The 22,259-nt window shown below is 63.4% G+C and carries 19 protein-coding genes; 15 read left to right on the top strand and 4 right to left on the bottom strand.

All coding sequences use genetic code 11. The features are described from left to right. Window positions 1-7: 7 nt before the first annotated feature. The gene (glgA, locus tag KHO23_RS28940; protein WP_211615560.1) at window positions 8-1,468 is read right to left on the bottom strand and encodes a glycogen synthase GlgA; all 1,461 of its coding nucleotides are present in this window, start codon (window positions 1,466-1,468) and stop codon (window positions 8-10) included. A gap of 116 nt (window positions 1,469-1,584) precedes the next feature. Beyond that, window positions 1,585-2,850, bottom strand: coding sequence for a glucose-1-phosphate adenylyltransferase (glgC, locus tag KHO23_RS28935; protein ID WP_211615558.1), 1,266 nt, complete (start codon window positions 2,848-2,850; stop codon window positions 1,585-1,587). Between the two features lie 434 nt (window positions 2,851-3,284). Between glgC and KHO23_RS28930 the strand changes: the two genes are divergently transcribed. Then, window positions 3,285-3,440, top strand: a complete 156-nt coding sequence (locus KHO23_RS28930) for a hypothetical protein (RefSeq protein WP_211615556.1) — start codon at window positions 3,285-3,287, stop codon at window positions 3,438-3,440. A gap of 193 nt (window positions 3,441-3,633) precedes the next feature. On the opposite strand, the gene KHO23_RS28925 is transcribed toward KHO23_RS28930, so the two are convergent. Then, window positions 3,634-4,632, bottom strand: coding sequence for an LLM class flavin-dependent oxidoreductase (locus KHO23_RS28925; protein ID WP_211615617.1), 999 nt, complete (start codon window positions 4,630-4,632; stop codon window positions 3,634-3,636). Between the two features lie 1,084 nt (window positions 4,633-5,716). Here KHO23_RS28925 and KHO23_RS28920 point away from each other — a divergent pair. The 5 genes from KHO23_RS28920 to KHO23_RS28900 are packed head-to-tail and all read left to right on the top strand — an operon-like array spanning window position 5,717 to window position 10,940. After that, window positions 5,717-6,796, top strand: a complete 1,080-nt coding sequence (locus KHO23_RS28920; protein ID WP_211615555.1) for an LLM class flavin-dependent oxidoreductase — start codon at window positions 5,717-5,719, stop codon at window positions 6,794-6,796. A gap of 11 nt (window positions 6,797-6,807) precedes the next feature. Next, window positions 6,808-7,635 (top strand): class II aldolase/adducin family protein, encoded by an 828-nt coding sequence (locus KHO23_RS28915; RefSeq protein ID WP_211615553.1) that lies wholly within the window; start codon window positions 6,808-6,810, stop codon window positions 7,633-7,635. Window positions 7,636-7,647: 12 nt separating this feature from the next. Then, complete coding sequence (locus tag KHO23_RS28910; RefSeq protein WP_211615551.1) at window positions 7,648-8,700, top strand: ABC transporter substrate-binding protein; 1,053 nt, start codon at window positions 7,648-7,650, stop codon at window positions 8,698-8,700. 33 nt (window positions 8,701-8,733) lie between these two features. Further along, window positions 8,734-9,342, top strand: coding sequence for a cysteine dioxygenase family protein (locus KHO23_RS28905; protein ID WP_211615549.1), 609 nt, complete (start codon window positions 8,734-8,736; stop codon window positions 9,340-9,342). Continuing rightward, the gene (locus tag KHO23_RS28900; protein WP_211615547.1) at window positions 9,339-10,940 is read left to right on the top strand and encodes a rhodanese-related sulfurtransferase; all 1,602 of its coding nucleotides are present in this window, start codon (window positions 9,339-9,341) and stop codon (window positions 10,938-10,940) included. Before KHO23_RS28905 ends, KHO23_RS28900 begins: the two co-directional genes overlap by 4 nt. An 85-nt stretch (window positions 10,941-11,025) precedes the next feature. Here KHO23_RS28900 and KHO23_RS28895 read toward each other — a convergent pair whose 3' ends face one another. Then, a complete protein-coding gene (locus KHO23_RS28895; protein ID WP_211615545.1) occupies window positions 11,026-11,937 on the bottom strand; it encodes a LysR family transcriptional regulator in 912 nt (303 codons plus the stop codon). A 262-nt stretch (window positions 11,938-12,199) separates the two neighbouring features. On the opposite strand from KHO23_RS28895, the gene KHO23_RS28890 reads away from it, so the two are divergent. From KHO23_RS28890 to KHO23_RS28850, 9 genes are all read left to right on the top strand, one after another. After that, the gene (locus tag KHO23_RS28890) at window positions 12,200-13,111 is read left to right on the top strand and encodes an ABC transporter substrate-binding protein (protein WP_236067029.1); all 912 of its coding nucleotides are present in this window, start codon (window positions 12,200-12,202) and stop codon (window positions 13,109-13,111) included. Between the two features lie 22 nt (window positions 13,112-13,133). Continuing rightward, window positions 13,134-14,324, top strand: a complete 1,191-nt coding sequence (locus KHO23_RS28885) for an acyl-CoA dehydrogenase family protein (protein WP_211615541.1) — start codon at window positions 13,134-13,136, stop codon at window positions 14,322-14,324. A gap of 598 nt (window positions 14,325-14,922) precedes the next feature. Next, a complete protein-coding gene (gene bamE / locus KHO23_RS28880; protein WP_211615540.1) occupies window positions 14,923-15,474 on the top strand; it encodes an outer membrane protein assembly factor BamE domain-containing protein in 552 nt (183 codons plus the stop codon). Window positions 15,475-15,495: 21 nt separating this feature from the next. Further along, the gene (locus KHO23_RS28875; RefSeq protein WP_211615538.1) at window positions 15,496-16,449 is read left to right on the top strand and encodes a patatin-like phospholipase family protein; all 954 of its coding nucleotides are present in this window, start codon (window positions 15,496-15,498) and stop codon (window positions 16,447-16,449) included. A 1,060-nt stretch (window positions 16,450-17,509) separates the two neighbouring features. After that, a complete protein-coding gene (locus tag KHO23_RS28870) occupies window positions 17,510-18,199 on the top strand; it encodes an ABC transporter permease (RefSeq protein ID WP_211615536.1) in 690 nt (229 codons plus the stop codon). A gap of 4 nt (window positions 18,200-18,203) precedes the next feature. Next, window positions 18,204-18,917, top strand: a complete 714-nt coding sequence (locus KHO23_RS28865; RefSeq protein ID WP_153136318.1) for an ABC transporter permease — start codon at window positions 18,204-18,206, stop codon at window positions 18,915-18,917. A 79-nt stretch (window positions 18,918-18,996) separates the two neighbouring features. Then, a complete protein-coding gene (locus tag KHO23_RS28860) occupies window positions 18,997-19,788 on the top strand; it encodes an ABC transporter ATP-binding protein (RefSeq protein ID WP_211615534.1) in 792 nt (263 codons plus the stop codon). Window positions 19,789-19,816: 28 nt separating this feature from the next. Next, on the top strand, window positions 19,817-20,866 hold the full coding sequence (locus KHO23_RS28855; protein ID WP_211615532.1) for a GlxA family transcriptional regulator: 1,050 nt from the start codon (window positions 19,817-19,819) through the stop codon (window positions 20,864-20,866). A 152-nt stretch (window positions 20,867-21,018) separates the two neighbouring features. Beyond that, the gene (locus KHO23_RS28850) at window positions 21,019-22,254 is read left to right on the top strand and encodes an aspartate aminotransferase family protein (protein WP_211615530.1); all 1,236 of its coding nucleotides are present in this window, start codon (window positions 21,019-21,021) and stop codon (window positions 22,252-22,254) included. Window positions 22,255-22,259: the final 5 nt, after the last annotated feature.

Below are 22,259 nucleotides of genomic sequence, written 5' to 3'. Positions count from 1 at the left end.
TGGAGGATCAGGCGAGTTCGCGGTACAGCGCCAGATAGCGCTCGGCCGAAGCGCCCCAGCCGAAGTCCTGTTGCATCGCGCGGCGCTGCGTGGCTTTCCACTCGGTGCGGCGGTCGTAGAGCGCGAATGCGCGGCGGATCGCGGCCGAAAGACCCTTCGGCTCGAATCGTTCGAACACGAAGCCGGTGGCGAGATCGTCGGCGAGATTTTCGAGCGACGCGTCGACCACCGTGTCCGCCAGGCCGCCGACACAATGCACGAGCGGCAGCGATCCGTAAGCCAGCGCATACAGTTGGGTCAGCCCGCAGGGTTCGAAGCGCGACGGCACCGCGATCACGTCGCTGCCCGCGACGATCGTATGCGCGAGTGTTTCGTCGAAACCCAGTTCGACCGCCACCGATTCCGGATGCTGATGCGCGACGCGTTTCAAACCGTTTTCGAGCGCCGGGTCGCCGGTGCCGAACACCACTAGCTGGCCGCCGCGTTTGACAATCTCGGGGACCGTTTCGAGCAGCAGGTCGAGGCCTTTCTGTTCGGTGAGCCGGCTCACTACGCCGAATAGCAGCGCATCGCTCTTCTGCGCGAGGCCGAAGCGCTTCTGCAGCGCCTCCTTGCAGGCCAGTTTGCCAGTCAGGCGGGTGGCGGTGTAGTGATCGTCGAGCAGCGTGTCGGTGGCGGGATTCCACACCGAGTAGTCGACGCCGTTCAGGATGCCGCTCAGATCGTGCGAGCGATGGCGCAGCAACGCGTCGAGCCCGCCGCCCTGGGCGAGCGTCTGGATTTCGCGGGCGTAGGTCGGACTGACGGTGGTGATGCGGTCGCTGTAGTAGAGGCCTGCCTTGAGGAACGACAACTGCCCATAGAATTCGACGCCGTGCATGCTGAAGAAGTCGTCCGGCAACGCCAATTGGCCGAACTGATGCGCCGGGAAGACACCCTGATACGCGAGGTTGTGCACCGTGAAGACGCTGCGCGCGAACGAGCGGCCGTGCTGCCGTTCTGCCGCCTTCAGATAGGCGGGTGCGAGTCCGGCGTGCCAGTCGTGCGCGTGGACGATCTGCGGCGCCCACGCCGGATCGAGGTGCTGCGCCAGTTGGGCAGCAACCCAGCCGAGCAGGGCGAAGCGTTGCGCATTGTCGCCGTACGGCACATGTTCGTCGTTCAGATAGGGGTTGCCGGGCCGGTCGTACAGGGTGCCGGCGCGGATCGCGTAGACGATCAGGCCGTTCGACGGCAGCGTGCCCTGTTCGAGCGTGACACCCGGCGAGTCGAACCGGCGCCCCAACTGCGCCACCGGCCGCAAGTCGGTCAAGCCGGCGACCACCGCCGGAAAGCCTGGCAGCAGCACGCGCACATCGGCGCCGCGCTCGATCAGCGCGGGCGGCAAGGCGCCCGCGACGTCGGCGAGACCGCCCGTTTTGAGGAGGGGATACAGCTCGCTTGCGACGTGCAGGGCGCGAATCGTCATAGGCTCGGTCTCGTTCCTGTTAGGGCGGATGGGCGTCAGGTCCAGGTCACACGGGCAGGACGGCAGGAAGGTCGGGGGCTCCGCCTGCCCCGTTCGTTTTGCCGTTCCGGCGAGGATCACGTCCCTTTCGGCCGCAGTGCTTCGGGCGTGACCAGCACGACGCCGTCGTCGGTGCGATAGAAGCGTTCGGCGTCGGCCGCCGGATCTTCGCCGATCACCGTGCCGTCCGGAATGGTGCAGCCGCGGTCTATCACCACTTTCTGCAGCCGGCAGCTCGCGCCGACGGTGACCTGCGGCAATAAGACTGCCTCATTGATATTACAGAACGAACTCACTTTTACATTCGACGACAGCACGGAACGCGAAATCTGCGAGCCCGAGATTACGCAGCCGCCGCACACAATCAGGTTGTTGCCGGTGCCTTGCAAGCCTTTCAGGTCGCGGACGAACTTGGCGGGCGGCAATTGCTCCTGATACGTCCAGATCGGCCAGTTGCGGTCGTACAGGTCAAGCGTCGGAATGGTGGAGGCAAGGTCAAGGTTGGCTGCCCAGTAGGCGTCGATTGTGCCGACGTCGCGCCAGTACGGCTCCACGGTCGGGTCTGACGACACGCACGACATGCTGAACGGATGCGCGATCGCCGTGCCTTGCGTGACGACGCGCGGCAGGATGTCCTTGCCGAAGTCGTGATCGGTGTCGACGCTCGAGATGTTCTCTTCGAGCAGCGAATACAGGTAATCGGCGCTGAATACGTAAATGCCCATGCTGGCCAGCGCCGAATCCGGACGGCCCGGCATGGCGGGCGGATCGGCGGGTTTCTCGACGAAGCCGGTCACACGGCGGTTTTCATCGACGGCCATCACGCCGAAGGCCACGGCGTCCATACGCGGCACCTCGATGCAGCCGACCGTGCAATCCGCGCCGCTTTCCGCGTGGTCGGCGATCATGCGCGTGTAGTCCATCTTGTAGATATGGTCGCCCGCCAGCACCACCACGTATTTCGGCCGGATCGAGCGGATGATGTCGAGATTCTGGAACACGGCGTCCGCGGTGCCGCGGTACCAGTGGGCGCCTTCCACACGCTGCTGCGCCGGCCACAGATCGATGAATTCGCCGAATTCGCCGCGCAGGAAGCCCCAGCCGCGCTGCAGATGGCGCAATAGCGAGTGCGCCTTGTATTGCGTGACGACCGCGATGCGGCGGATGCCGGAGTTCAGACAGTTGGAGAGCGCGAAGTCGATGATCCGGTATTTGCCGCCGAAGTGCACCGCCGGTTTGACGCGCTTGTTGGTGAGCGGCCCGAGCCGCGTGCCCCGTCCGCCCGCGAGGACGATGGCGAGGGTGGTGCGTTGCAGATCGTTCAGCCGTGCCGGAGTTTCCATGTCTGTCTCCTTTCTCGGCCAGCGTTAGTGCTTTAGCTGTCGATCGGAGTGGCGTGTCGGCCGGAGTTGGCGCTTTAGCTGTCGGCCGGAGTTCGTGCTTTGGCACTGACTCCGGTCCCATGCGAAGCACTTACCCTGGTCCCGTAGCGCGTTACTCCGGTCCCATGCAAAGCACTTACTCTGGTCCTATGCAAGATAGTTGCTGATTAGTATGCGCCGGATGCTCTTATGCTCTCGCGCCGTGCGATTGATTCGTGCTGCCAGGCTGCTCCGTCTTCGCGGGCCCGTCTGCTAGTTCTAGCACCGATTTGACGCGGGCGAATAGTGCTAATTGTGCGGAGGCTGCTTGTGAGGCCGCCTTGCGAACGATCAACCCTTGCATGGGACGCATCCGTGCGGTACGACACATAGGGCGGTAGGTGAGGCACCGCAATATGCGTGCCAAACCGGTTGATGCCACCGCAAAGGCGATTTCGCAGCCGACACGCGTCGCATTCGCCGATTTTGGGGGCGCGCCTCAGGTGCGGGATCCGCTGGCACTTCAGGTGGCGCTGCTCGATGGCCTGGCGGCGGTGCCGGCTAACCATTGAGCTTGCGTGTGGGAGGGAGCCTCAGCGGGTGCTTATCGGTGGATGCGGTGCAGGCGGTGCGCCTGCCGCACACCGATTGATGTGGCCTGGTGTTCAGATACCTGTTGCTGCGGGCAATGCAAGCAATCGATGCAAAAAGGGCTGCCCAGCGCTGAGAGGGACCGCCCTTTTTCTCCTGTGACACTGGCCGGTGTTATTGCCTGGCGGCGCTCAATTCCTCACGGACTTGCGCGGCGATCTCAAACGAACGTAGCCGTGCTTTGTGATCGTAGATCTGCGCGGTCAGCATCAATTCATTCGCGCCGGTCTGATCGATGACGGACAGCAGTCCTTCGCGCACCACGTCGCGATCGCCAATCACGGAGCAGGCGAGCGAATGCGCGACGCCGTTCAACTCCATCTCCGACGCTTCAATCCGCTCGACCGGCGGCTGCAACTGACCGGGCGTGCCGCGCCGGAGGTTGACGAACTGCTGCTGGAGCGACGTGAACAGACGCTGCGCTTCGTCGTTGCTATCGGCGGCGAACAGATTGACGCCGACCATGGCGTACGGCTTATCGAGCGTCGCCGACGGACGGAATTGCTCGCGATAGACCTTCAGCGCGGTGAACATATGGTCGGGCGCGAAGTGCGACGCGAACGCGAACGGCAGGCCGAGTGCCGCGGCCAGCTGCGCGCTGTACAGCGACGAGCCGAGCAGCCACAGCGGCACATGCAGACCGGCGCCGGGGACTGCGCGAATGCGCTGGCCCGGCACGGGGTCGGCGAAATAGCGTTGCAACTCGACGACGTCGTCGGGGAAGGACTCCGCACTATTTTGCAGATCGCGGCGCAGCGCGCGGGCCGTGCTTTGATCGGTGCCGGGTGCGCGGCCGAGGCCCAGGTCGATGCGGTCCGGATAGAGCGAGGCGAGGGTACCGAACTGTTCCGCGATGACAAGCGGTGCGTGGTTCGGGAGCATGACGCCGCCGGAGCCGACGCGGATGGTTTTTGTCCCACCGGCGACGTGGCCGATTACCACTGCGGTGGCGGCGCTGGCGATGCCGGTCATGTTGTGGTGCTCTGCCAGCCAGAAGCGGCGGTAGTGCCAGGTTTCCGCGTGCTGGGCGAGGTCCAGGGTGTTTCTGAACGCGTCCGCGGGGGTGGCACCTGCGGTGACCGGCGATAGGTCGAGGACCGAGAAGGGGATCATTTTCTGTTCATTTGCGGGTTCGGGCGCTTTCGCGCGATGGGGCATTGTGGCAAAGGTTTTGGGTTTCTGCTGATGGGGGCGTGATGTCCACGTTCGTGGAAGGGTTTGGTTTTTTGCCTGTCCAGGGGGTTGCCTGCGCGGCGCTTTGTTTGTCTGTGTTCCTGTGGCGTTGGCCTTTCCTTGTTTTCTTATTGGTTTATTAGCGTCGCCCCTGTGCGGGGCGGCACTCACTTCTCTTTGCCGCCGCAAAGAGAAGTAAGCAAGAGAAAGCGGCTCACACCGCCAGCTCATAAGCGGGTCCCCCGCGCAGCCACGGTAGTGGTGCATCTGGAATCTGTGTTCTCGCACATTCAGCCCTGGTGACAAGGCAGTCATACTTCCGGCGGCGCTGCGCGCGCCGACGCGGTGCTTCATAACACCATCGTCCGCGGTTGGCATCGCGATCTGCTCGTTGCCGCGGTCGCGGCCCATCGTCGCATCGCCGCTGTGATTGCGGCTTCTCGACTTCGGCTTCGCCTGTCGCTACGAGATGAGGGTGCGTGCGACACATCGACATTTCATTTGAAGTGGGGTTCGCCTCCGGGCGCAGAGGTGCTTCGCCGCCCCCACCACCCACAACCGAAGCCCCCTGGTTTCCCATGCAGACCCATCCGCGACGCACGCAGTGCGGAGTGGGCGCTGATGAGCCCTTGGTCACTAACGCGGAGTGTGCGAGGGCACGGATTCCAGATGCACCACTACCGTGGCTGCGCGGGGGACCCGCTTAAGAATTAGCGGTGTGAGCCGCTTTCTCTTGCTTACTTCTCTTTGCGGCGGCAAAGAGAAGTGAGTGCCGCCCCGCACAGGGGCAACGCTAATAGACCGATAAGAAAACAAGGAAAGGCCAACACCCTAAAACCACAGACAAACAAAGCACCACGCAGCCCAACCCATTACATGCAAACCCGATATACATATACCCGATCAATATTTAACAACCGCATGTAGCACTGCTACCTTAATCCTTTCGACCAGAGCAGCAAAACCAGCCAGAAAAAGCCACCGCCCCGCCGGGCAAAAACCCCCACCTTGGGAGCCACCCCCCGTGTCAATCGAATTCATCGGCATGATCCAGACCCGCAAGGTGTCTGAAACCCACACACCGCAAGGCCCAATCATCGACATCGACTACGTCGAGCAATTCGCCCGCGCACATGAAGCCGCGGGCTTCGATCGCATCCTCGTGCCGCATCATTCGACCAGCCCCGACGCGCTCCTCACCATCGCCCACGCGGCCAGCGTCACCAGCAAAGTGCACTTCATGCTCGCGCATCGCCCGGGCTTCGTCGCGCCCACGCTCGCGGCGCGCCAGTTGGCAACACTCGATCACTACTCGGGCGGCCGGCTCGCGGTCCACATCATCTCCGGTGGCGACGACGCCGAACAACGCCGCGACGGCGATTACCTCTCGCATGACGAACGCTACGCCCGCACCGACGAATACCTGCATATCCTGCGCCGCATCTGGACCGAAGCGAAACCCTTCGATCACAACGGCCAGTACTACCGCTTCGAACAAGGCTTCTCCGAAGTGAAACCCGTGCAGCAACCCCATATCCCCGTGTACTTCGGCGGCGCATCGGCGCCCGCGCTCGAAATCGCCGGACGGCATGCGGACGTCTACGCGCTATGGGGCGAATCGAAGGCGCAAGTGCGCGAGCAGGTGGCCCGCGTGCGCGCGGAAGCCGCCAAACACGGCCGTACCGTGCGTTTCTCAGTGTCGTTCCGGCCCATTCTTGCCGCGACCGAAGCGGCCGCCTGGGAACGCGCGGAACACATCCTCGAAGAAACAAAGCGGCTGCGCGCGGCGCAAGGACTCAGCGTCGGCGGCCCGGCGCAAAGCGAAGGCGCGCGGCGGCTGCTCGCGGCATCCGGTGAATCGGATCGCGTCGATGAACGTCTGTGGACCGGTGTCGCCAAGGAAATCGGCGGACGCTCGAATTCGACCGCGCTGGTCGGTACGCCTGAACAGGTCGCCGAAACGCTCGCGGAGTATTACGCGCTCGGCGTGTCCACTTTCCTCGTGCGCGGCTTCGATCCGCTCGAAGACGCCGTCGACTACGGCCGTGAACTGATTCCGGCCACCCGCGAACGGATCGCGCGCGTCGAGCGCGCGGCCGCGTGAACGGAGCCACGATGACTGATCTGTCCGCCGCATGGCAAAACACCTCCAATACACCACCGCTTCAGCGTCACGCGCCGCTCCAAAAATTCTGGTTCGACGACGTCCCGCCGCGCGAAAGCATCGCGGCTGAGCGGCGTCATCGGCAAGAACGTCTCGCCGTGGCGTTTCGTCTGTTCGCGCGCTACGGTTTCGATCAGGGTCTCGCCGGCCATATCACCGCGCGCGATCCGGAGTGGCCCGATCACTTCTGGGTCAATCCGTTCGGCAAGCATTTCAGCCGCATTCGCGTGTCCGATCTGCTGCTGGTGAATGCGCAAGGGCAGATCGTGGTCGGCGAAGGACCGCTGAACCAGGCGGCTTTCGCGATTCACGCGGCGATTCACGAGGCGCGCCCCGATGTGATTGCCGCCGCGCACACGCATTCGCTCTACGGCAAGGCATGGTCGACGCTCGGCCGTACGCTTGATCCGTTGACACAGGACGCGTGCGCGTTCTATCAGGATCACGCCTTGTTCGACGATTTCCGCGGCGTCGTGCTCGATACCGGCGAAGGCGCGCGTATCGTCGCAGCCCTCGGCGAGCGAAAGGCAGTCATCCTGAAGAATCACGGCATCCTCACAGCGGGTCCGAGCGTCGAAGCCGCGGCCTGGTGGTACATCGCGCTCGACAACGCCTGCCACGCGCAACTGCTTGCCGAAGCGGCCGGCGCCCCACAAGCAATCCCGCACGACGTCGCGACGCTCACCCACGAGCAGGTCGGCCGCCCGGGCGGCGCGCTGTTTGCGTTCCAAAGCCTGCTGGAAGGGCTGGTCGAAGCCGAACCCGACGTCCTGACCTGAGTACTCCCTACCATGACCCAACGTTTCGATTCGCCGGTTTCGCTCCGGCGCCGCCGGCTCGTGTCCGTGCTGCCGGCGGCCGCGTTGCTCGGCGCAGCAGGCACAGGCCTGCTTTCGACTGCCGCCGGTGCAGCCACGCCGGCCGCCGGCCAGAACACCGATCCACACGTCGATCTCAGCAAGGTCCGCTTGCGCGTCGCCACCTACAAGGGCGGTGACGCGACGCTGCTGAAAACCGCGGGCCTCGCGGATACGCCGTACACGATCGACTGGTCCGAATTTCAGTCCGGCAACGCGATGATCGAGGCGATGAACGGCGGTTCGCTCGATATCGCCTCGGGCAGCGAGATTCCACCGATCTTCGCGCGGCTGCAGAACGCTCAGGTTCGCGTGATCGCCGTCTATAAGGACGACGTCAACAATCAGGTCGTGCTGGTCCCCAAGGGCTCGACGATCCGCTCGATCGCCGATCTGAAGGGCAAACGCGTCGGCTATCTGCGCGCCACCACGTCGCATTACTATCTGCTGCGCATGCTCGACGAGGTGGGCTTGTCGTTCAACGATATTCAGGCCACCTCGCTCGCGCCGCGCGACGGTTTCGCCGCGTTCAACGCCGGTTCGCTCGATGCCTGGGCGATCTATGGCTACAACGTGCCGCTCGCGATCTCGCAAGCGGGCGCGCGCGTGCTGAAAAACGCCAACGGGTATCTGTCCGGCAACTATCTTTACTACGGTCATCCGTCGGTACTCGGCGACCCGCAACGGCGGGCCGCGTCGGCGGATCTGCTGGTGCGGCTGCAACGCGCCTGCACGTGGTTCAGTCAGCATCAGGATGTCTACGCAAAGGTGTTGTCCGCGGAGCTGCGCGTGCCCGAGGAGGCGATCCGCTCGTTGTATCGCAACCAGAGCCAGGCGCGCCGCGTCACGGGCGTCACGGCGGCGGACATCGCGAGCGAGCAGCAGGTTGCCGATACGTTCGCGCGCGCAGCGGTTATCGACCGGCACGTCGATGTCGCACCGTTATGGACCGACACCTTCAACGCCGCGCTCGCCGACGGTGCGTGACGGGTTCAACCCAACCTACTTTCCGACCATTCGATGACTCAAGCTTTGAGACCGGACCGGCTGCGCGCGTTCGTCGGCCGGATGGCGTCGCTCGTCGACGAACACGCGCCCGAAGCGCATCTGCTCGAAGCCGGCGGCGCCGCGCTGCGCGAGCTGATCGCCCACGACGACTGGCTGCCCGACGCTTTCGCGCAGCCCGATCCCGAGCGCTATCAGCAATTCCTGTTGCACGCCGATTCGCAGCAGCGTTTTTCAATTGTCAGTTTTGTATGGGGACCGGGACAATCGACGCCGGTGCACGATCACACGGTATGGGGTTTGATCGGGGTGCTGCGTGGTGCGGAAATTGCTCAGGGTTATCGCGTCGCGTCAGACGGCGCACTGGTGGAAGAGGGCGGGGCGAGGCGCCTCGACACCGGAGCGGTGGACACCGTGTCGCCGCGCGTCGGCGATATCCATCGCGTCAGTAATGCTTTTCACGATCGTGCGTCGATCAGCATTCACGTGTACGGTGCAAATATTGGCGCGGTGACGCGTTCTCTCTATCCGGCCAGCGGAGGCCGCAAAACCTTTATCTCCGGTTACTCGAACGACGTGTTGCCCAATATCTGGAATGTTACGAAGGAGTTTCCGATCCCATGAGTTTCGCTACAGAGTTTCGTATCCGATCATTCAAAGATGTGCGCCGCGCACTGCTCGAACGCGAGGAAATCGCGCTCGTCGACGTGCGCGAGGAGGATCCGCACGCGCGCAGTCACCCTCTGTTCGCGGCCAACCTGTCGTTCTCGCGTCTCGAACTGGAAGCGCCTGTGCGTTTGCCGCGCCTCGACGTACCTGTTGTCGTATTCGACGACGGCGAAGGGCTTGCCGAACGCGCCGCGCGCCGCCTGAGCGAGCTGGGCTATACCGATGTCGCGCTGCTCGACGGCGGTTTGCAAGGCTGGCGCGAGGCAGGCGGCGAGCTGTTCCAGGACGTGAACGTGCCGAGCAAGGCATTCGGAGAACTGGTCGAAAGCGAACGCCATACGCCCTCGCTCGCCGCGCCGCAGGTGCTGGCGCTGCTCGATCATGAAGCCGATGTGGTCGTGCTCGACGCACGCCGCTTCGACGAATATCAGACCATGAATATTCCCGGCAGCATCAGCGTGCCGGGCGCGGAACTGGTGCTGCGCGCCCGGCAGCTCGCACCGAATCCCGCCACACGGATCATCGTCAATTGCGCGGGACGTACGCGCAGCATCATCGGCGCGCAATCGCTGATCAATGCGGGCGTGCCGAATCCGGTTGCGGCGCTGCGCAATGGCACCATCGGCTGGACGCTGGCCGGTCAGGCGCTCGCACACGGCAGTTCGCGCCGCTTCGATCCGGCTGTCGACAATACGCATCGCCTCGCCGCCGCCGATTCCGCGCGCGCGGTGGCGGATCGTGCACGGGTGGGCCGCACGTCGCGCGACGAGGCGCGTCGCTGGGCCGGCGAAGCGGTGCGTACCGTCTATCGTTTCGACGTGCGTACGCCGGAGGAATACGAAGCGGGACACGTGCCCGGTTTTCGCAACGCGCCCGGCGGCCAACTTGTGCAGGAGACCGACATGTTCGCGCCGGTGCGCGGCGCGCGCGTCATCCTCGCCGACAACGACGGCGTGCGCGCGAATATGACCGCGTCATGGCTCGCGCAGATGAACGTCGAGGTTTACGTGGTGGATGGCCTGGGCAACGCGGACTTCGGCGAAAAAGGTCCGGCGCCCGCCGCGCGCCATGCGCCCACGCCGCCGCCTGCCGACGAGATCACGCCGGCCGGACTGGGTGCACTTCTGCAATCGCCCGGCACCGTCGTGCTGGATTTCACGACCAGCGCGAACTATGTGAAACACCATATTCCGGGCGCGTGGTTCGCCATTCGTGGGCAACTCGATCAGGCGCTGCGCAAGCTTCCGGATGCGCAGCGTTATGTGGTCACCTGCGGGAGCAGTCTTCTTGCGCGCTTCGCGGCGCCCGAGTTGGCGGCGTTGACGGGCAGGCCGGTGCAGGTGCTAAGCGGCGGCACGAATGCGTGGATCGAGACGGGCCTCGCCGTGGAAAGTGGCGAGACGCGTCTGGCCTCGCCACGCATCGATCGTTATCGCCGTCCGTATGAAGGAACCGAAAACGCGCGCGAAGCGATGAACGCGTACCTGGAATGGGAGTATGGGCTCGTTGCTCAACTGGGCCGCGACGGTACGCATGGTTTTCGCGTGCTCTGAGGTACGGACTTGTGCGAAGTGGATGCTGCGGGTGAATTGGCCCAGTTAGTTTAATCAGCCGGAGCGAAGACAGTCAGCGTGCGGCTCAAGCCGCGCGCTGCGCGCGTGCTTCCCTGAATTGCCGTTCGATCGCCGCGCCGAATCGTTCGACCGGCTGTTGCAATTTGCCCAGCACACGCGGATGCACGAGCCAGATATCGATAAGCGGTTTGAAGTCGCTGATCGAGACGATGTCGAGTGCGTCCGCGTGTGCGCTGGCTTGCAGTAGCGGCAACGGCACAAGTCCAAGACCGTTGCCGTCGGCAACCAGTTGCAATTGCAGTTCGGTGCCGAGCGTTTCGAGATTCAGTTTGAGCGCGAGCCCCAGACCCGTCAGCGTGCGTTGCAGGCCGTCGCGAAAGCCGCAACCATCCGGATTCAACACCCACCCGATCGGCTGGCATTCCGCCAGCGTACGCGCGCGCCTTCTCAACATGCCTTTCTGCGCGACCACCGCCAGCTTGATGCGCCCGAGCGAGCGCGCCGACAACGTCTCGCCGAAGGTCTTGTTGCTGGGTAACAGGATCGCGGCGGCGTCGAGTTCGCCCTGCTCGACGCGTTGCAGGAGCTGGCTGCCCCAACCGGTCGATGCACGCGCTTGCAGATCGGGGTAGGCCGCCTTGAGACCGCGCATTGCGTCGGTGAGCGCGATATCGGCAATCGTCTGCGCAACGCCGAGGCGCAGCGTGCCGACCGGCGGCGTGTCGGTAGCGACGATCTCGCGCAGCACGTCGAGTTCGCGCTGGATTACGCGGCATTGTTCGTAGACGATACGGCCCGTTGCCGTCGCCTTGAGTGGGCGCGTATTGCGATCGAGCAGTTCGACGCCGAGCGCCTCTTCGAAATTCTGCAGACGGCGCGTGATTGCCGGTTGCGTGAGGCCGAGCGAGAGCGCGGCCTGTTGCAACGACTGACAGCGAATGACGGTAACGTATGCGTCTATTTCGTCGATCTTCATGGTAAGCGATGACTCGATGAGCGCGCCCAAGGCGCAAGATTCGTGTGTTCGATGATACCCGTATCGATGCGCGCGCATGCCTCGCCGCTCAATAAAATTCGCATATTTGCTTAGCAGAATAATGCGTTTGTCTTATACAGATGCGTGCCTTATCGTCGATGGCAATTCACCTGGATGCCACGATGCAATCGCCGCTATGACGAATTTCCATTGCTCTTTTTCCGTATTGCAACGCGCGTTGCTCAAACCGCTCGGCGCGGCAATGCTGGCACTGTGCGCGACCGTTTGCGCAACGCAGTCTTCCGCAGCGGATCTACCGGTGCTCAAAGTTGGCGACCAGTCTTTGCAAACGCGCGGCATTCTCGAAGCATCCGGTCAGCTCAACGACCTGCCGTACAGGATCGAGTGGTTCAACTTTCCAGCCGCGCAACCGCTCGGCGAAGCGCTGAATGCCGGTGCCGTGGATGTCGGCGGCCTGGGCGATGCGCCGCTGGTGTTCGCACTCGCTGCCGGCGCCAGGGTCCGCGCGGTCGCGGCGACCCGGTCGAATCCGCTCGATCTGGCGATCGTCGTCGGCGCGCATTCGCCGTTGAACGATGCGGCGAGCCTGAAGGGCAAACGCATCGCGACGACACGCGGTTCGATTGGCCACTATCTCGCGCTTGCCGCCTTGAAGAAGGCCAACGTGCCGCTGACCGACGTCTCGTTCGTCTTCCTCGCGCCCGCCGATGCGAAGGCGGCGCTTGCGTCAGGCAGCGTCGATGCGTGGTCGGTGTGGGACCCCTACACCGCACTGGGTGAAGCGCGCGATCACGATCGCATCATCGCGAACGGCGTCGGCCTGTCAGAAGGACTCAGCTATCAGGTCGCGACCGAGCGCGCGATCGCGGACAAGCGTACTCAACTCGCCGACTTCCTGCGACGCGTGGCGATCGGCCAGCGTTGGGCGCTTTCGCATCCCGACGAGGTCGCGGCGATGCAATCAAAAGTCACGGGCCTGCCGACCGATGTGCTGAAGACCGTCTATCAGCGTGGCCAGGTGCATCCGGTCGCGATCGACGACAGCGTCGTCGCCGCGCAGCAGCGTACCGCCGATACCTACGAGGCCGCCAACGTGATTCGTGCGCATCTCGACGTGCGCCCGAGTTTCGATCGCAGCTTCCCTCTGCCTTGACGCGGCCTGCCGGAGTCCTTGTATGAACGCCCCGATTGCCGAAAGCGCGGTGACGCGCCGTCATCCGCCGCTCGATAGCGATGCGTTCGACGCGCTGCTCGCACGGCTCACGAGCGAGTTCGCGGACAGCGCGGCTCACTACGACCGCACGGCGGAGTTTCCGCACGCCAATCTGGCGCGCCTGCACGAATTCGATCTGCTCTCATTGACCGTGCCCGCATCGCTTGGCGGTGCTGGCGCGAGCTTGCCGCAGGCCTTGAAAGCGGTGCGCGCGGTGGCGCGCGGCGAGCCGTCCACGGCGCTGGTACTGGTGATGCAATACCTGTTTCATCATCGCTTGCAGGGCAACCCGTATTGGCCTGTCGAACTGCGTGAACGCGTGGCGCGCGATGCGGTGCGCGATGGCGCGTTGATCAACTCGCTGCGCGTCGAGCCCGAGCTGGGTACGCCGGCGCGCGGCGGCTTGCCGTCGACGATCGCGAAGCGCAGCGCCGACGGCTGGATCATCGACGGCAGCAAGCTGTACTCGACCGGCAGCCCCGGCCTCACGTGGCTTGCGGTGTGGGCGCGCAGCGACGAGACGCCGCCGCGTGTCGGCGTGTGGCTGGTGCGTCGCGACACACCCGGCGTGCGGGTCGGCAGCGAGTGGAATCATCTCGGGATGCGCGCGACGGGCAGTCACGAACTCGTGTTCGACAACGTGTTCGTGCCGAGCGCTCATGCGGTTGACGTGCATCTGCCGGGCGAGGCGGGTGCCGGACTCGACGCGCTCGGCTTGGCGTGGATGAGCGTGTTGTTGTCCGCGGTATATGACGGTGTTGCGCGGGCCGCGCGCGACTGGTTCGCGCAATGGGCCGCCGGGCGCACACCGGGCAATCTTGGCGTGCCGCTTGCGAGCCTGCCTGCGTTCCAGCAGACGCTCGGGCGCATCGACGCGCTGCTGTTCAGCAATCGCGCGTTGCTCGATGCGAGCGCTCATGGTGAACGCGTGAAGCTGGACGAAGCGCCGCTTGTCAAATACACGGTGACGAATCAGGCAATCGAGGCGGTTCAACTGGCGATCGAGGCGAGCGGCAATCCCGGTTTGAGTCGTGACAATCCGCTCGAGCGGCACTATCGCGACGTGCTATGCGCGCGGATTCATACGCCACAGAACGATTCGGTGCTGCAAGGGGCGGGGCGTGCGGGGTTCGCCGCGTTTGTCCGTGCGTGAGACGAGCCGCGCCGGCACTGCGCGGGCCGGCTGCAAAGCCAATGCCGCGGACCGCAAATCATCTGCCGATTCGGTGTAAACGCGCTCTCGTCTAAGTCTGCCAATCCGTTTAGATTAGCTGCACTTGGAAGGCTTATCGAGGGACCAGGGCGGCCAGACAAGCAGCGGTCTGCCATTCCGGCGATGGCGCAAGGTCAGAGGCCAAGGTCTCTCACCGCTTCGCCCGGAACCGGACCGCTGCGCGCCGTCCACGGTGTTTCGCTTCAGGCGGCCATTGGGCCATTGGGCTATTTGGCCGTTATCCCGTTTCCGGTTGACCGTATCGACCGATTCTGGCGGCGCTTTGCACAGCGTCGCCTTTTTGCTTGTGGCGCCCGTTTTCGCGGGTTTCGCCCCCTTCAGCCGCAAAACCATTCCGCATAACGGCTTATGCCCCTTGCCGCCCTCGCTCGCGGATTTTTCCGTGCGCGGTTATCCTGTAGGGCGCCCCAGAGGAAAGCCCCTTGGGGGGCGTCCGAAGGAAGTCCCCTTGGAGGACACACCCAACACAACGGGATGCGCGCGGATTGCCGCTTCGCATCCGAACAGGAAACTCGCTGTGAGCCTCAAACTGCTTACCGTCGCGATGCTGGCCGCGTGCGTTGCGCTGACCGGTTGCGACGACCAACAGAGCGACCGTGCCGTGCAAAAACTCAAGGAATTCTTTAACGCCGTCAAGCCGGATGCGTTGTTGCTCAAGAATATGACGCCCGGCATCACGACCGAGGCGCAGATTCGCGATCAGATGGGCAAGCCGGAAACCGAGCGCACGTTTACCGACGGCTCGAAGCGCTTTGAATATCCGCGTGGCCCGCAAGGACTGAACACGTACATGGTCGATATCGACCGTGACGGCAAATTGCAAGCTATCACGCAGGTGCTGACCGCCGAGAACTTCGGCAAGATTCGCATCGGCATGACTGAGGACGAGGTGCGCCGCCTGCTTGGCAAGCCTGGCCAGGTTGCCGTGTTTCCGCTCAAGCCGGAAACCGTGTGGAGCTGGAAGTGGCGCGAGGGCGGCGTGACCGAAGAAGGCATTTTCAACGTGCACTTCGATCAGTATCAGAAGGTGTACACGACATCGCGCTCGGATGTGATACGTGGGCGATAGCGGAGAAAAGGCAGGGAACAGATGATACATCGACGTCGATACAGCCGTATCGGGCTGGTCTTGGGTGGCGGTGCTGCACGTGGTTGGGCGCATATCGGCGCGATTCGCGCGTTGCACGATGCGGGCATCAAGCCGGATGTGGTGTGCGGCACGTCGATCGGCGCACTGGTGGGCGCGGTCTACGCGAACGGCGACCTTGACTGGCTGGAGGAGTGGGTTTCGCGGCTGACCTGGCAAACGGTGGTGCGGCTGCTCGATTTGCGGTTGTCGGGCGGATTGCTTGGCGGGCGCAAGGTGATCCAGATTTTCGCGGACAAATTCAACGGCCGCTCGATCGCCCAGTTGAACATGCCGTTCGCGGCGGTGGCGACCGAGCTCGATTCGGGCCGCGAGACCTGGTTGCAGGATGGCAGCGTGGTCGACGCGGTGCGTGCCTCGATTGCGATTCCGGGGATTTTCACGCCGGTATTTCACAACGGTGTGTGGCTGGTGGATGGCGGCTTGAGCAATCCGGTGCCGGTCTCCGTGGCGCGCGGGATGCGGGCGGACTGCGTGATCGCGGTCGATCTGAACAACGATATTCTGAATGGCCGCGATTTCGGCGGCGCGGTGGTCGAGACGCCTGCGCTCGATGCGACTGCGCCGCCGCCGGTTTCATTGCGTCGTAACGGTAAGCCGTGGCCACCGTGGCTGGCGCCTGCTGAGGGCAGCGCTTCTGATGATGTGCGGGTGCCGCCGGCGCCGAGTACGCGCGTGCCGTCGATGCTGAGTTCGATCGCGCAGAGTATTGACATCATGCAGGTGCGGATTACGCGGAGTCGCCTTGCTGGTGAACCGGCGGATATTTTGATTCAGCCGCGGCTGGGGGGGATGGGGATTTTTGATTTTCATCGGGCGGGGCCGGCGATTGAGGAGGGGCGTGCGGCGGTGGAGTTTATGTTGCCCTCTATTCGGGCTCGATTAGGGATTGAATGAGGGGCTTTGTTTGCCTGCGCGGCGCTTTTACTGTGTGCCTGCGGCGTTGGCCTTTCCTTGTGTTCTTATTGGTCCATTAGCGTTCCCCCTGTGCGGGGGGGCACCTACTTTTCTTTGCTTGCCGCAAAGAAAAGTAGGCAAAAGAAAGCGGCTCAAACCGCTAGCTCATAAGCGGGTCCCCTGGCTTGGAGGAGGTAGTGGTGCATCTGGAATCCGTGCTCTCGCACATTCGGCGTGAGTGACAAGGGCGTCTTACTTCCGGCGGCGCTGCGCGCGCCGAAGGGTACTTCACTAAACCACCGGTTGCGTTTTCGCGATCCTGCTTTACTCGGCTTGGAGGCACTTCCAGAATCCCATCGTGTTTGCGCATTCGGCGCCTCGCCGAGGCGAAGCCGATGGCTCCCGCTGCGCGTAACCGAAGCCCCAAGGTTTCCCATGCAGACCGGTCCGCGACGCACGCAGTGCGGAGTGGGAGCGGATGACACCTTTGTCACTCACGCCGAATGTGCGAGGGCACGGATTCCAGATGCACCACTACCGTGGCTGCGCGGGGGAGCCGCTTAAGAATTAGCGGTGTGAGCCGCTTTCTCTTGCTTACTTCTCTTTGCGGCCGGCAAAGAGAAGTGAGTGCCGCCCCGCACAGGGGCAACGCTAATAGACCGATAAGGAAACAAGGAAAGGCCAACGCCGCAGGCACACAGAAAAAGCGCCGCGCAGGCAATCAGCCCAAGGAAAGGCCAACACCGCAGGCACACAGAAAAAGCGCCGAGCAGGCAAAAACCTCCACCGAGGGCTATCGAAAAAGCGACCCAAAACTTGCTAAATCGCGGCGTCGCCCACAACCCGCTCCCAACCTTACAAAACCACACGCCCCCCAAAACCAAGCCCTGCCAGCCCCAAGCCGCACCAAAACCCCAATTGCTGCACAGCAACATTCCCCCGACTTCTCTTTGAGAAAATAATTTCCGCTTGCGAGACTCCGCGCCATGCAGGATGAGTCGGGCAGGCCTAACCCGCCCCCATCCATGACATCCTCAATAAATCCTGGATGGAGACACGCGTGTTCCTTTACGGCTTTGGTCCGGTGTTGCTGGCCGGCACGATCCAGACGATCGAGCTGTCCGTCCTGTCGCTGGCAGCCTCCGTGCTGCTCGGCCTCGCGGGCGCGGCGGCGAAACTCTCGTTCAACCGCCCGCTCAGAGCGATCGCAACCGGCTATACGACGCTGATCCGCTCAGTGCCCGACCTCGTGCTGATGCTGCTGCTGTTCTACAGCATCCAGATCGCGGTCAACAATCTCACCGACGCCCTCGATTTGCCCCAGTTCGATATCGATCCGTTCGTGGCCGGCGTGCTGACGCTCGGTTTCATCTACGGCGCGTACTTCACCGAAACCTTCCGCGGCGCGTTTCTGGCGGTGCCGCGCGGCCAGCTCGAAGCGGGCAGTGCGTACGGCATGAGCGGCGCGCGGGTGTTCAGGCGCATCCTCTTTCCGCAGATGATGCGCTTCGCCCTGCCGGGCATCGGCAACAACTGGCAGGTGCTGGTCAAGGCCACGGCGCTGGTGTCGATCATCGGTCTCGCCGATGTCGTCAAAGCCGCCCAGGACGCCGGCAAGAGCACCTTCAACATGTTCTTCTTCATTCTGGTCGCCGCGCTGATCTATCTGGCGATCACCACCGCGTCGAACCTCGTGCTGATCTGGCTGGAAAAGCGCTATTCGATCGGCGTGCGCCACGCGGAGCTCTAAGACCATGATCGACATTCTCAATCAATTCTGGCGCGCATTCCTCTACTGGGACGGTCAGCGTATGTCCGGTCTGGCGGTCACGCTGTGGCTGCTGGTGGCGTCGATCGGGATCGGCTTTTTCATGGCGATTCCGCTCGCGGTGGCGCGCGTGTCGAAGAAGCGCTGGCTGTCGACGCCGGTGCGTCTCTACACCTACGTGTTTCGCGGTACGCCGCTGTACGTGCAACTGCTGCTGATCTATACCGGCATGTACAGCCTCGAATTCGTGCGCTCGCATGAGTTGCTCGACGCGTTTTTCCGCAGCGGCTTTCACTGCGCGATTCTCGCCTTCGCACTGAACACCTGCGCGTACACCACCGAGATTTTCGCCGGCGCGATCCGTTCGACTTCACACGGTGAAGTGGAAGCGGCCCGTGCCTACGGCATGAGCTGGTTCACGATGTACCGGCGCATTGTGATACCGTCCGCGCTGCGCCGGGCGCTCCCGTTGTACAGTAACGAAGTGATCCTGATGCTGCACGCCACCACGGTCGCGTTCACGGCCACGGTGCCGGACATCCTGAAGGTGGCGCGCGATGCGAATTCCGCCACGTATCAGTCGTTCGACGCATTCGGCCTCGCCGCGCTGATTTACCTCGTGGTGTCGTTCGCGCTGGTGGCCCTGTTCCGCCGCGCCGAGCGTCACTGGCTGGGTTACCTGGCGGTGCGCACGCACTGAGCAGGCATGTTTCGTTGCAGCGGCGCGGCCGGTCCGCGCCGTCACCTAGATTGATCCGTATTTTCAAAGGGAGAGCATCTTGCTCCACACGACTCAAACCGAAGCTTGCAAGCTCGCCGTTCAGGACATCCACAAGCGCTACGGCGACAATGAAGTGCTCAAGGGCGTGTCGCTGAACGCGAACAAGGGCGACGTGATCAGCATCATCGGCGCGAGCGGGTCGGGCAAGAGCACCTTCCTGCGCTGCATCAATTTTCTGGAGCGGCCGAACGCGGGGCAGATCGTCGTCGATGGCGAAACGGTCAAGACCAAACCCGACCGCGCCGGCAATCTGGAAGTGGCCGATCACAAGCAGCTGCAACGCATCCGCACGAAACTCGCGATGGTGTTCCAGCACTTCAACTTGTGGGCGCACATGAACGTGATCGAGAACATCGTCGAAGCGCCGATTCATGTGCTAGGTCTGTCGCGTCGCGAAGCCGAAGAGCGCGCACGTGAATATCTCGAGAAGGTGGGTCTCGCACCGCGTCTGGAAAAACAGTATCCGTCGCATCTGTCGGGCGGTCAGCAGCAACGCGTGGCCATTGCGCGTGCATTGGCGATGGACCCTGACGTTATGCTGTTCGACGAGCCGACCTCCGCGCTCGACCCCGAACTGGTCGGCGAAGTGCTGAAGGTCATGCAGAAGCTCGCCGAAGAAGGCCGTACGATGATCGTCGTCACGCACGAAATGGGTTTCGCGCGCAACGTCTCGAATCACGTGATGTTCCTCCACCAGGGCCGCACCGAAGAAGAGGGCTTGCCCGCCGAGGTGCTGACCACGCCGCGCAGCGAACGGCTCAAGCAGTTCCTGTCCGGCAGCCTGAAGTAACGCGCGGCTCGCGTCTTACTGATAAGCGATGGCTCGCACGTCCAACCCGGCTCGCACCACGCAGGTCGCCATCGTCGCCTTGCCGCCGGTGTCGATGTCGGGCGTCGGGCCGATCGTCGACGCGCTCAATCTCGCCAACGAAATCGACGGCCGAGCCTTGTACCGCGTACAGGTGTGTTCGTGGGACGGCCGCGCGGTGCCTTTGTCGGGCGGTGCGCAATGGCCGGCCGACGCCGCGTTCGGCGACGCGATTTCGTGCGACTGGCTGATCATCGTCAGCGAACGGTTCCAGCAATTCGCGGACTATCGCCTGTTTCTCGCGAGTCTTTCGCGCGTCGGACAGCGCACGCCGCTCGTGACGGGCATTCATCACGGTGTCTGGTGGCTCGCCATGGCCGGGCAATTGTCCGGCTATCGCGTGAGCGTCAACTGGGAAACCTATCAGCAGTTCTCCGAGCAGTTCGAGCGCTCGATCGTCACCCAGCAGATCTTCGAAATCGACCGTGATCGCGCCACCTGCGCGGGCGGTCAGGCAACGGTCGACTTCATGCTCGCCATGATCGGCCGCGATCACGGGCCGGAGTTGGCGGACCGGATTGCCGATACGCTGGGCGTCGGCGTGTTGCGCGCGGGTGAAGAACGGCAGCGCATTCCGTTCGTGACCGCGCCGGGTGAGCGCCATCCGCGTCTGAACGACGCGCTGATGCTGATGGAAGCGAATATCGAGGACCCGCTGACCACCGATGAAATTGCGGGTCTCGTCGGCGTATCGCGGCGTCAGCTGGAGCGGCTGTTCCGCCAGTATCTCGGCTCGATGCCGTCCAAATACTATCTCGGCCTGCGGCTTTCAAAAGCGCGCACGCAATTGCAGCGCACCAGCAAATCGGTGGTGCAGATCAGCCTGGCCTGCGGATTTTCGTCGGCGGCGCACTTTTCGAATGCTTACCGCGAACGCTTTGATGTCACGCCACGCGAGGATCGTCGTAACTGGATCGACAAGCAAACCGGCGCAAGCGGCGCCGCGGCCAGCGAGCCGCGGCCGGCTGCGTTGATCGAACGGCCCGACCAGGCGGATTGAGCACCACGAACGGGCGTAAAGCGCGGCGTGCGCGGCCCACTTGCGCCAAACCCGCCTGGAAGCTCATAGAAAGCGTCGCGTATGCGCAAGACGTATCGCGTGCGGTTTCCTACACTACGTGTATTACCTCTCACCTGTAACGAGGATTTGCCATGAACGACCTGACAGTGACACGCCAGACCTTCGACGAAGTCATGGTGCCGGTGTTTTCGCCCGCCGCCTTCGTACCGGATCGCGGTCTCGGTTCGCGCGTCTGGGATACGCAGGGCCGCGACTATATCGACTTCGCCGGCGGTATCGCCGTCACCGCGCTTGGTCATGGGCATCCTGAGCTGTTGAAAGTGCTGCATGAACAGGGCGGCAAGCTGTGGCACATCGGCAATGGTTACACCAACGAGCCGGTGCTGCGCCTCGCCAAACGTCTCGAAGACCTGACCTTCGCCGACCGCGCCTTCTTCGCCAACTCGGGCGCGGAAGCGAACGAAGCGGCATTGAAGCTGGCACGCCGCGTCGCGTTCGAGCGCCATGGCGCGGATAAAGTCGAAATCATCTCGTTCACGCAGTCGTTCCATGGCCGCACGTTCTTCACCGTGAGCGTCGGCGGCCAGCCGAAGTATTCGGAAGGCTTCGGTCCGGTGCCGGCCGGCATCATCCATTTGCCTTACAACGATATCGAAGCGGCGAAGCAGGCGATCGGCGCGAAAACCTGCGCGGTGATCGTCGAGCCGATCCAGGGCGAGGGCGGCGTGATCCCGGCCGATCCGGCGTTCCTGAAGGCGCTGCGCGAAGCGTGCGACGAGCACGGCGCACTGCTGATTTTTGACGAGGTACAAACGGGCGTGGGCCGCAGCGGTCATTTCTACGCGTACCAGGACACCGGCGTCACGCCGGACATCCTGACCACCGCGAAGGCGCTCGGCAACGGCTTCCCGATCGGCGCGATGCTGACCACCAACGAACTGGCCGCGCACTTCAAGGTCGGCGTGCATGGCACGACCTACGGCGGCAATCCGCTCGCCTCGGCAATCGCCGAGAAGGTGGTCGAGTTGGTCAGCGATTCGAAGCTGCTCGAAGGCGTGCGTACTCGCAGCGAAGCATTGAAGGGTCAACTCGCCAAGCTGAACGAACGCTTTGGTCTGTTCACGGAAGTGCGTGGCAAGGGCCTGTTGATCGGTGCCGAATTGACCGATGCGTTCAAAGGCCGCGCGAAAGATTTCGTCACGGCCGCGGGTCAGCACGGCGTGATCATGCTGATGGCCGGTCCGGACGTGCTGCGTTTCGTGCCCTCGCTGATCATGCCGCTCGACGATATGTACGAAGGCTTCGCGCGTCTGGCGAAGGCGATCGAAGAGATCGTCGGCGCGAAAGCCGAAACGGCGTCGAAGTGAACCAC

The sequence above is a fragment of the Paraburkholderia haematera genome, assembly GCF_905220975.1.
Taxonomy (GTDB): Bacteria; Pseudomonadota; Gammaproteobacteria; order Burkholderiales; family Burkholderiaceae; genus Paraburkholderia; species Paraburkholderia haematera.
Note: the sequence above shows the minus strand (reverse complement) of the source record. Positions and strands in the feature narration are given on the sequence as shown.

Bases quoted from the DNA above. Each gene is read 5' to 3' on its own strand.
- KHO23_RS28850 (WP_211615530.1), top strand. From the start codon at position 21,019: ATGAACGACCTGACAGTGACACGCCAGACCTTCGACGAAGTCATGGTG.
- KHO23_RS28930 (WP_211615556.1), top strand. From the start codon at position 3,285: ATGCGTGCCAAACCGGTTGATGCCACCGCAAAGGCGATTTCGCAGCCG.
- glgC (WP_211615558.1), bottom strand. From the start codon at position 2,850: ATGGAAACTCCGGCACGGCTGAACGATCTGCAACGCACCACCCTCGCC.
- KHO23_RS28890 (WP_236067029.1), top strand. From the start codon at position 12,200: ATGCTGGCACTGTGCGCGACCGTTTGCGCAACGCAGTCTTCCGCAGCG.
- KHO23_RS28925 (WP_211615617.1), bottom strand. From the start codon at position 4,632: ATGATCCCCTTCTCGGTCCTCGACCTATCGCCGGTCACCGCAGGTGCC.
- KHO23_RS28915 (WP_211615553.1), top strand. From the start codon at position 6,808: ATGACTGATCTGTCCGCCGCATGGCAAAACACCTCCAATACACCACCG.
- glgA (WP_211615560.1), bottom strand. From the start codon at position 1,468: ATGACGATTCGCGCCCTGCACGTCGCAAGCGAGCTGTATCCCCTCCTC.
- KHO23_RS28895 (WP_211615545.1), bottom strand. From the start codon at position 11,937: ATGAAGATCGACGAAATAGACGCATACGTTACCGTCATTCGCTGTCAG.
- KHO23_RS28885 (WP_211615541.1), top strand. From the start codon at position 13,134: ATGAACGCCCCGATTGCCGAAAGCGCGGTGACGCGCCGTCATCCGCCG.
- KHO23_RS28875 (WP_211615538.1), top strand. From the start codon at position 15,496: ATGATACATCGACGTCGATACAGCCGTATCGGGCTGGTCTTGGGTGGC.
- KHO23_RS28910 (WP_211615551.1), top strand. From the start codon at position 7,648: ATGACCCAACGTTTCGATTCGCCGGTTTCGCTCCGGCGCCGCCGGCTC.
- KHO23_RS28905 (WP_211615549.1), top strand. From the start codon at position 8,734: ATGACTCAAGCTTTGAGACCGGACCGGCTGCGCGCGTTCGTCGGCCGG.
- KHO23_RS28855 (WP_211615532.1), top strand. From the start codon at position 19,817: ATGGCTCGCACGTCCAACCCGGCTCGCACCACGCAGGTCGCCATCGTC.
- KHO23_RS28900 (WP_211615547.1), top strand. From the start codon at position 9,339: ATGAGTTTCGCTACAGAGTTTCGTATCCGATCATTCAAAGATGTGCGC.
- KHO23_RS28865 (WP_153136318.1), top strand. From the start codon at position 18,204: ATGATCGACATTCTCAATCAATTCTGGCGCGCATTCCTCTACTGGGAC.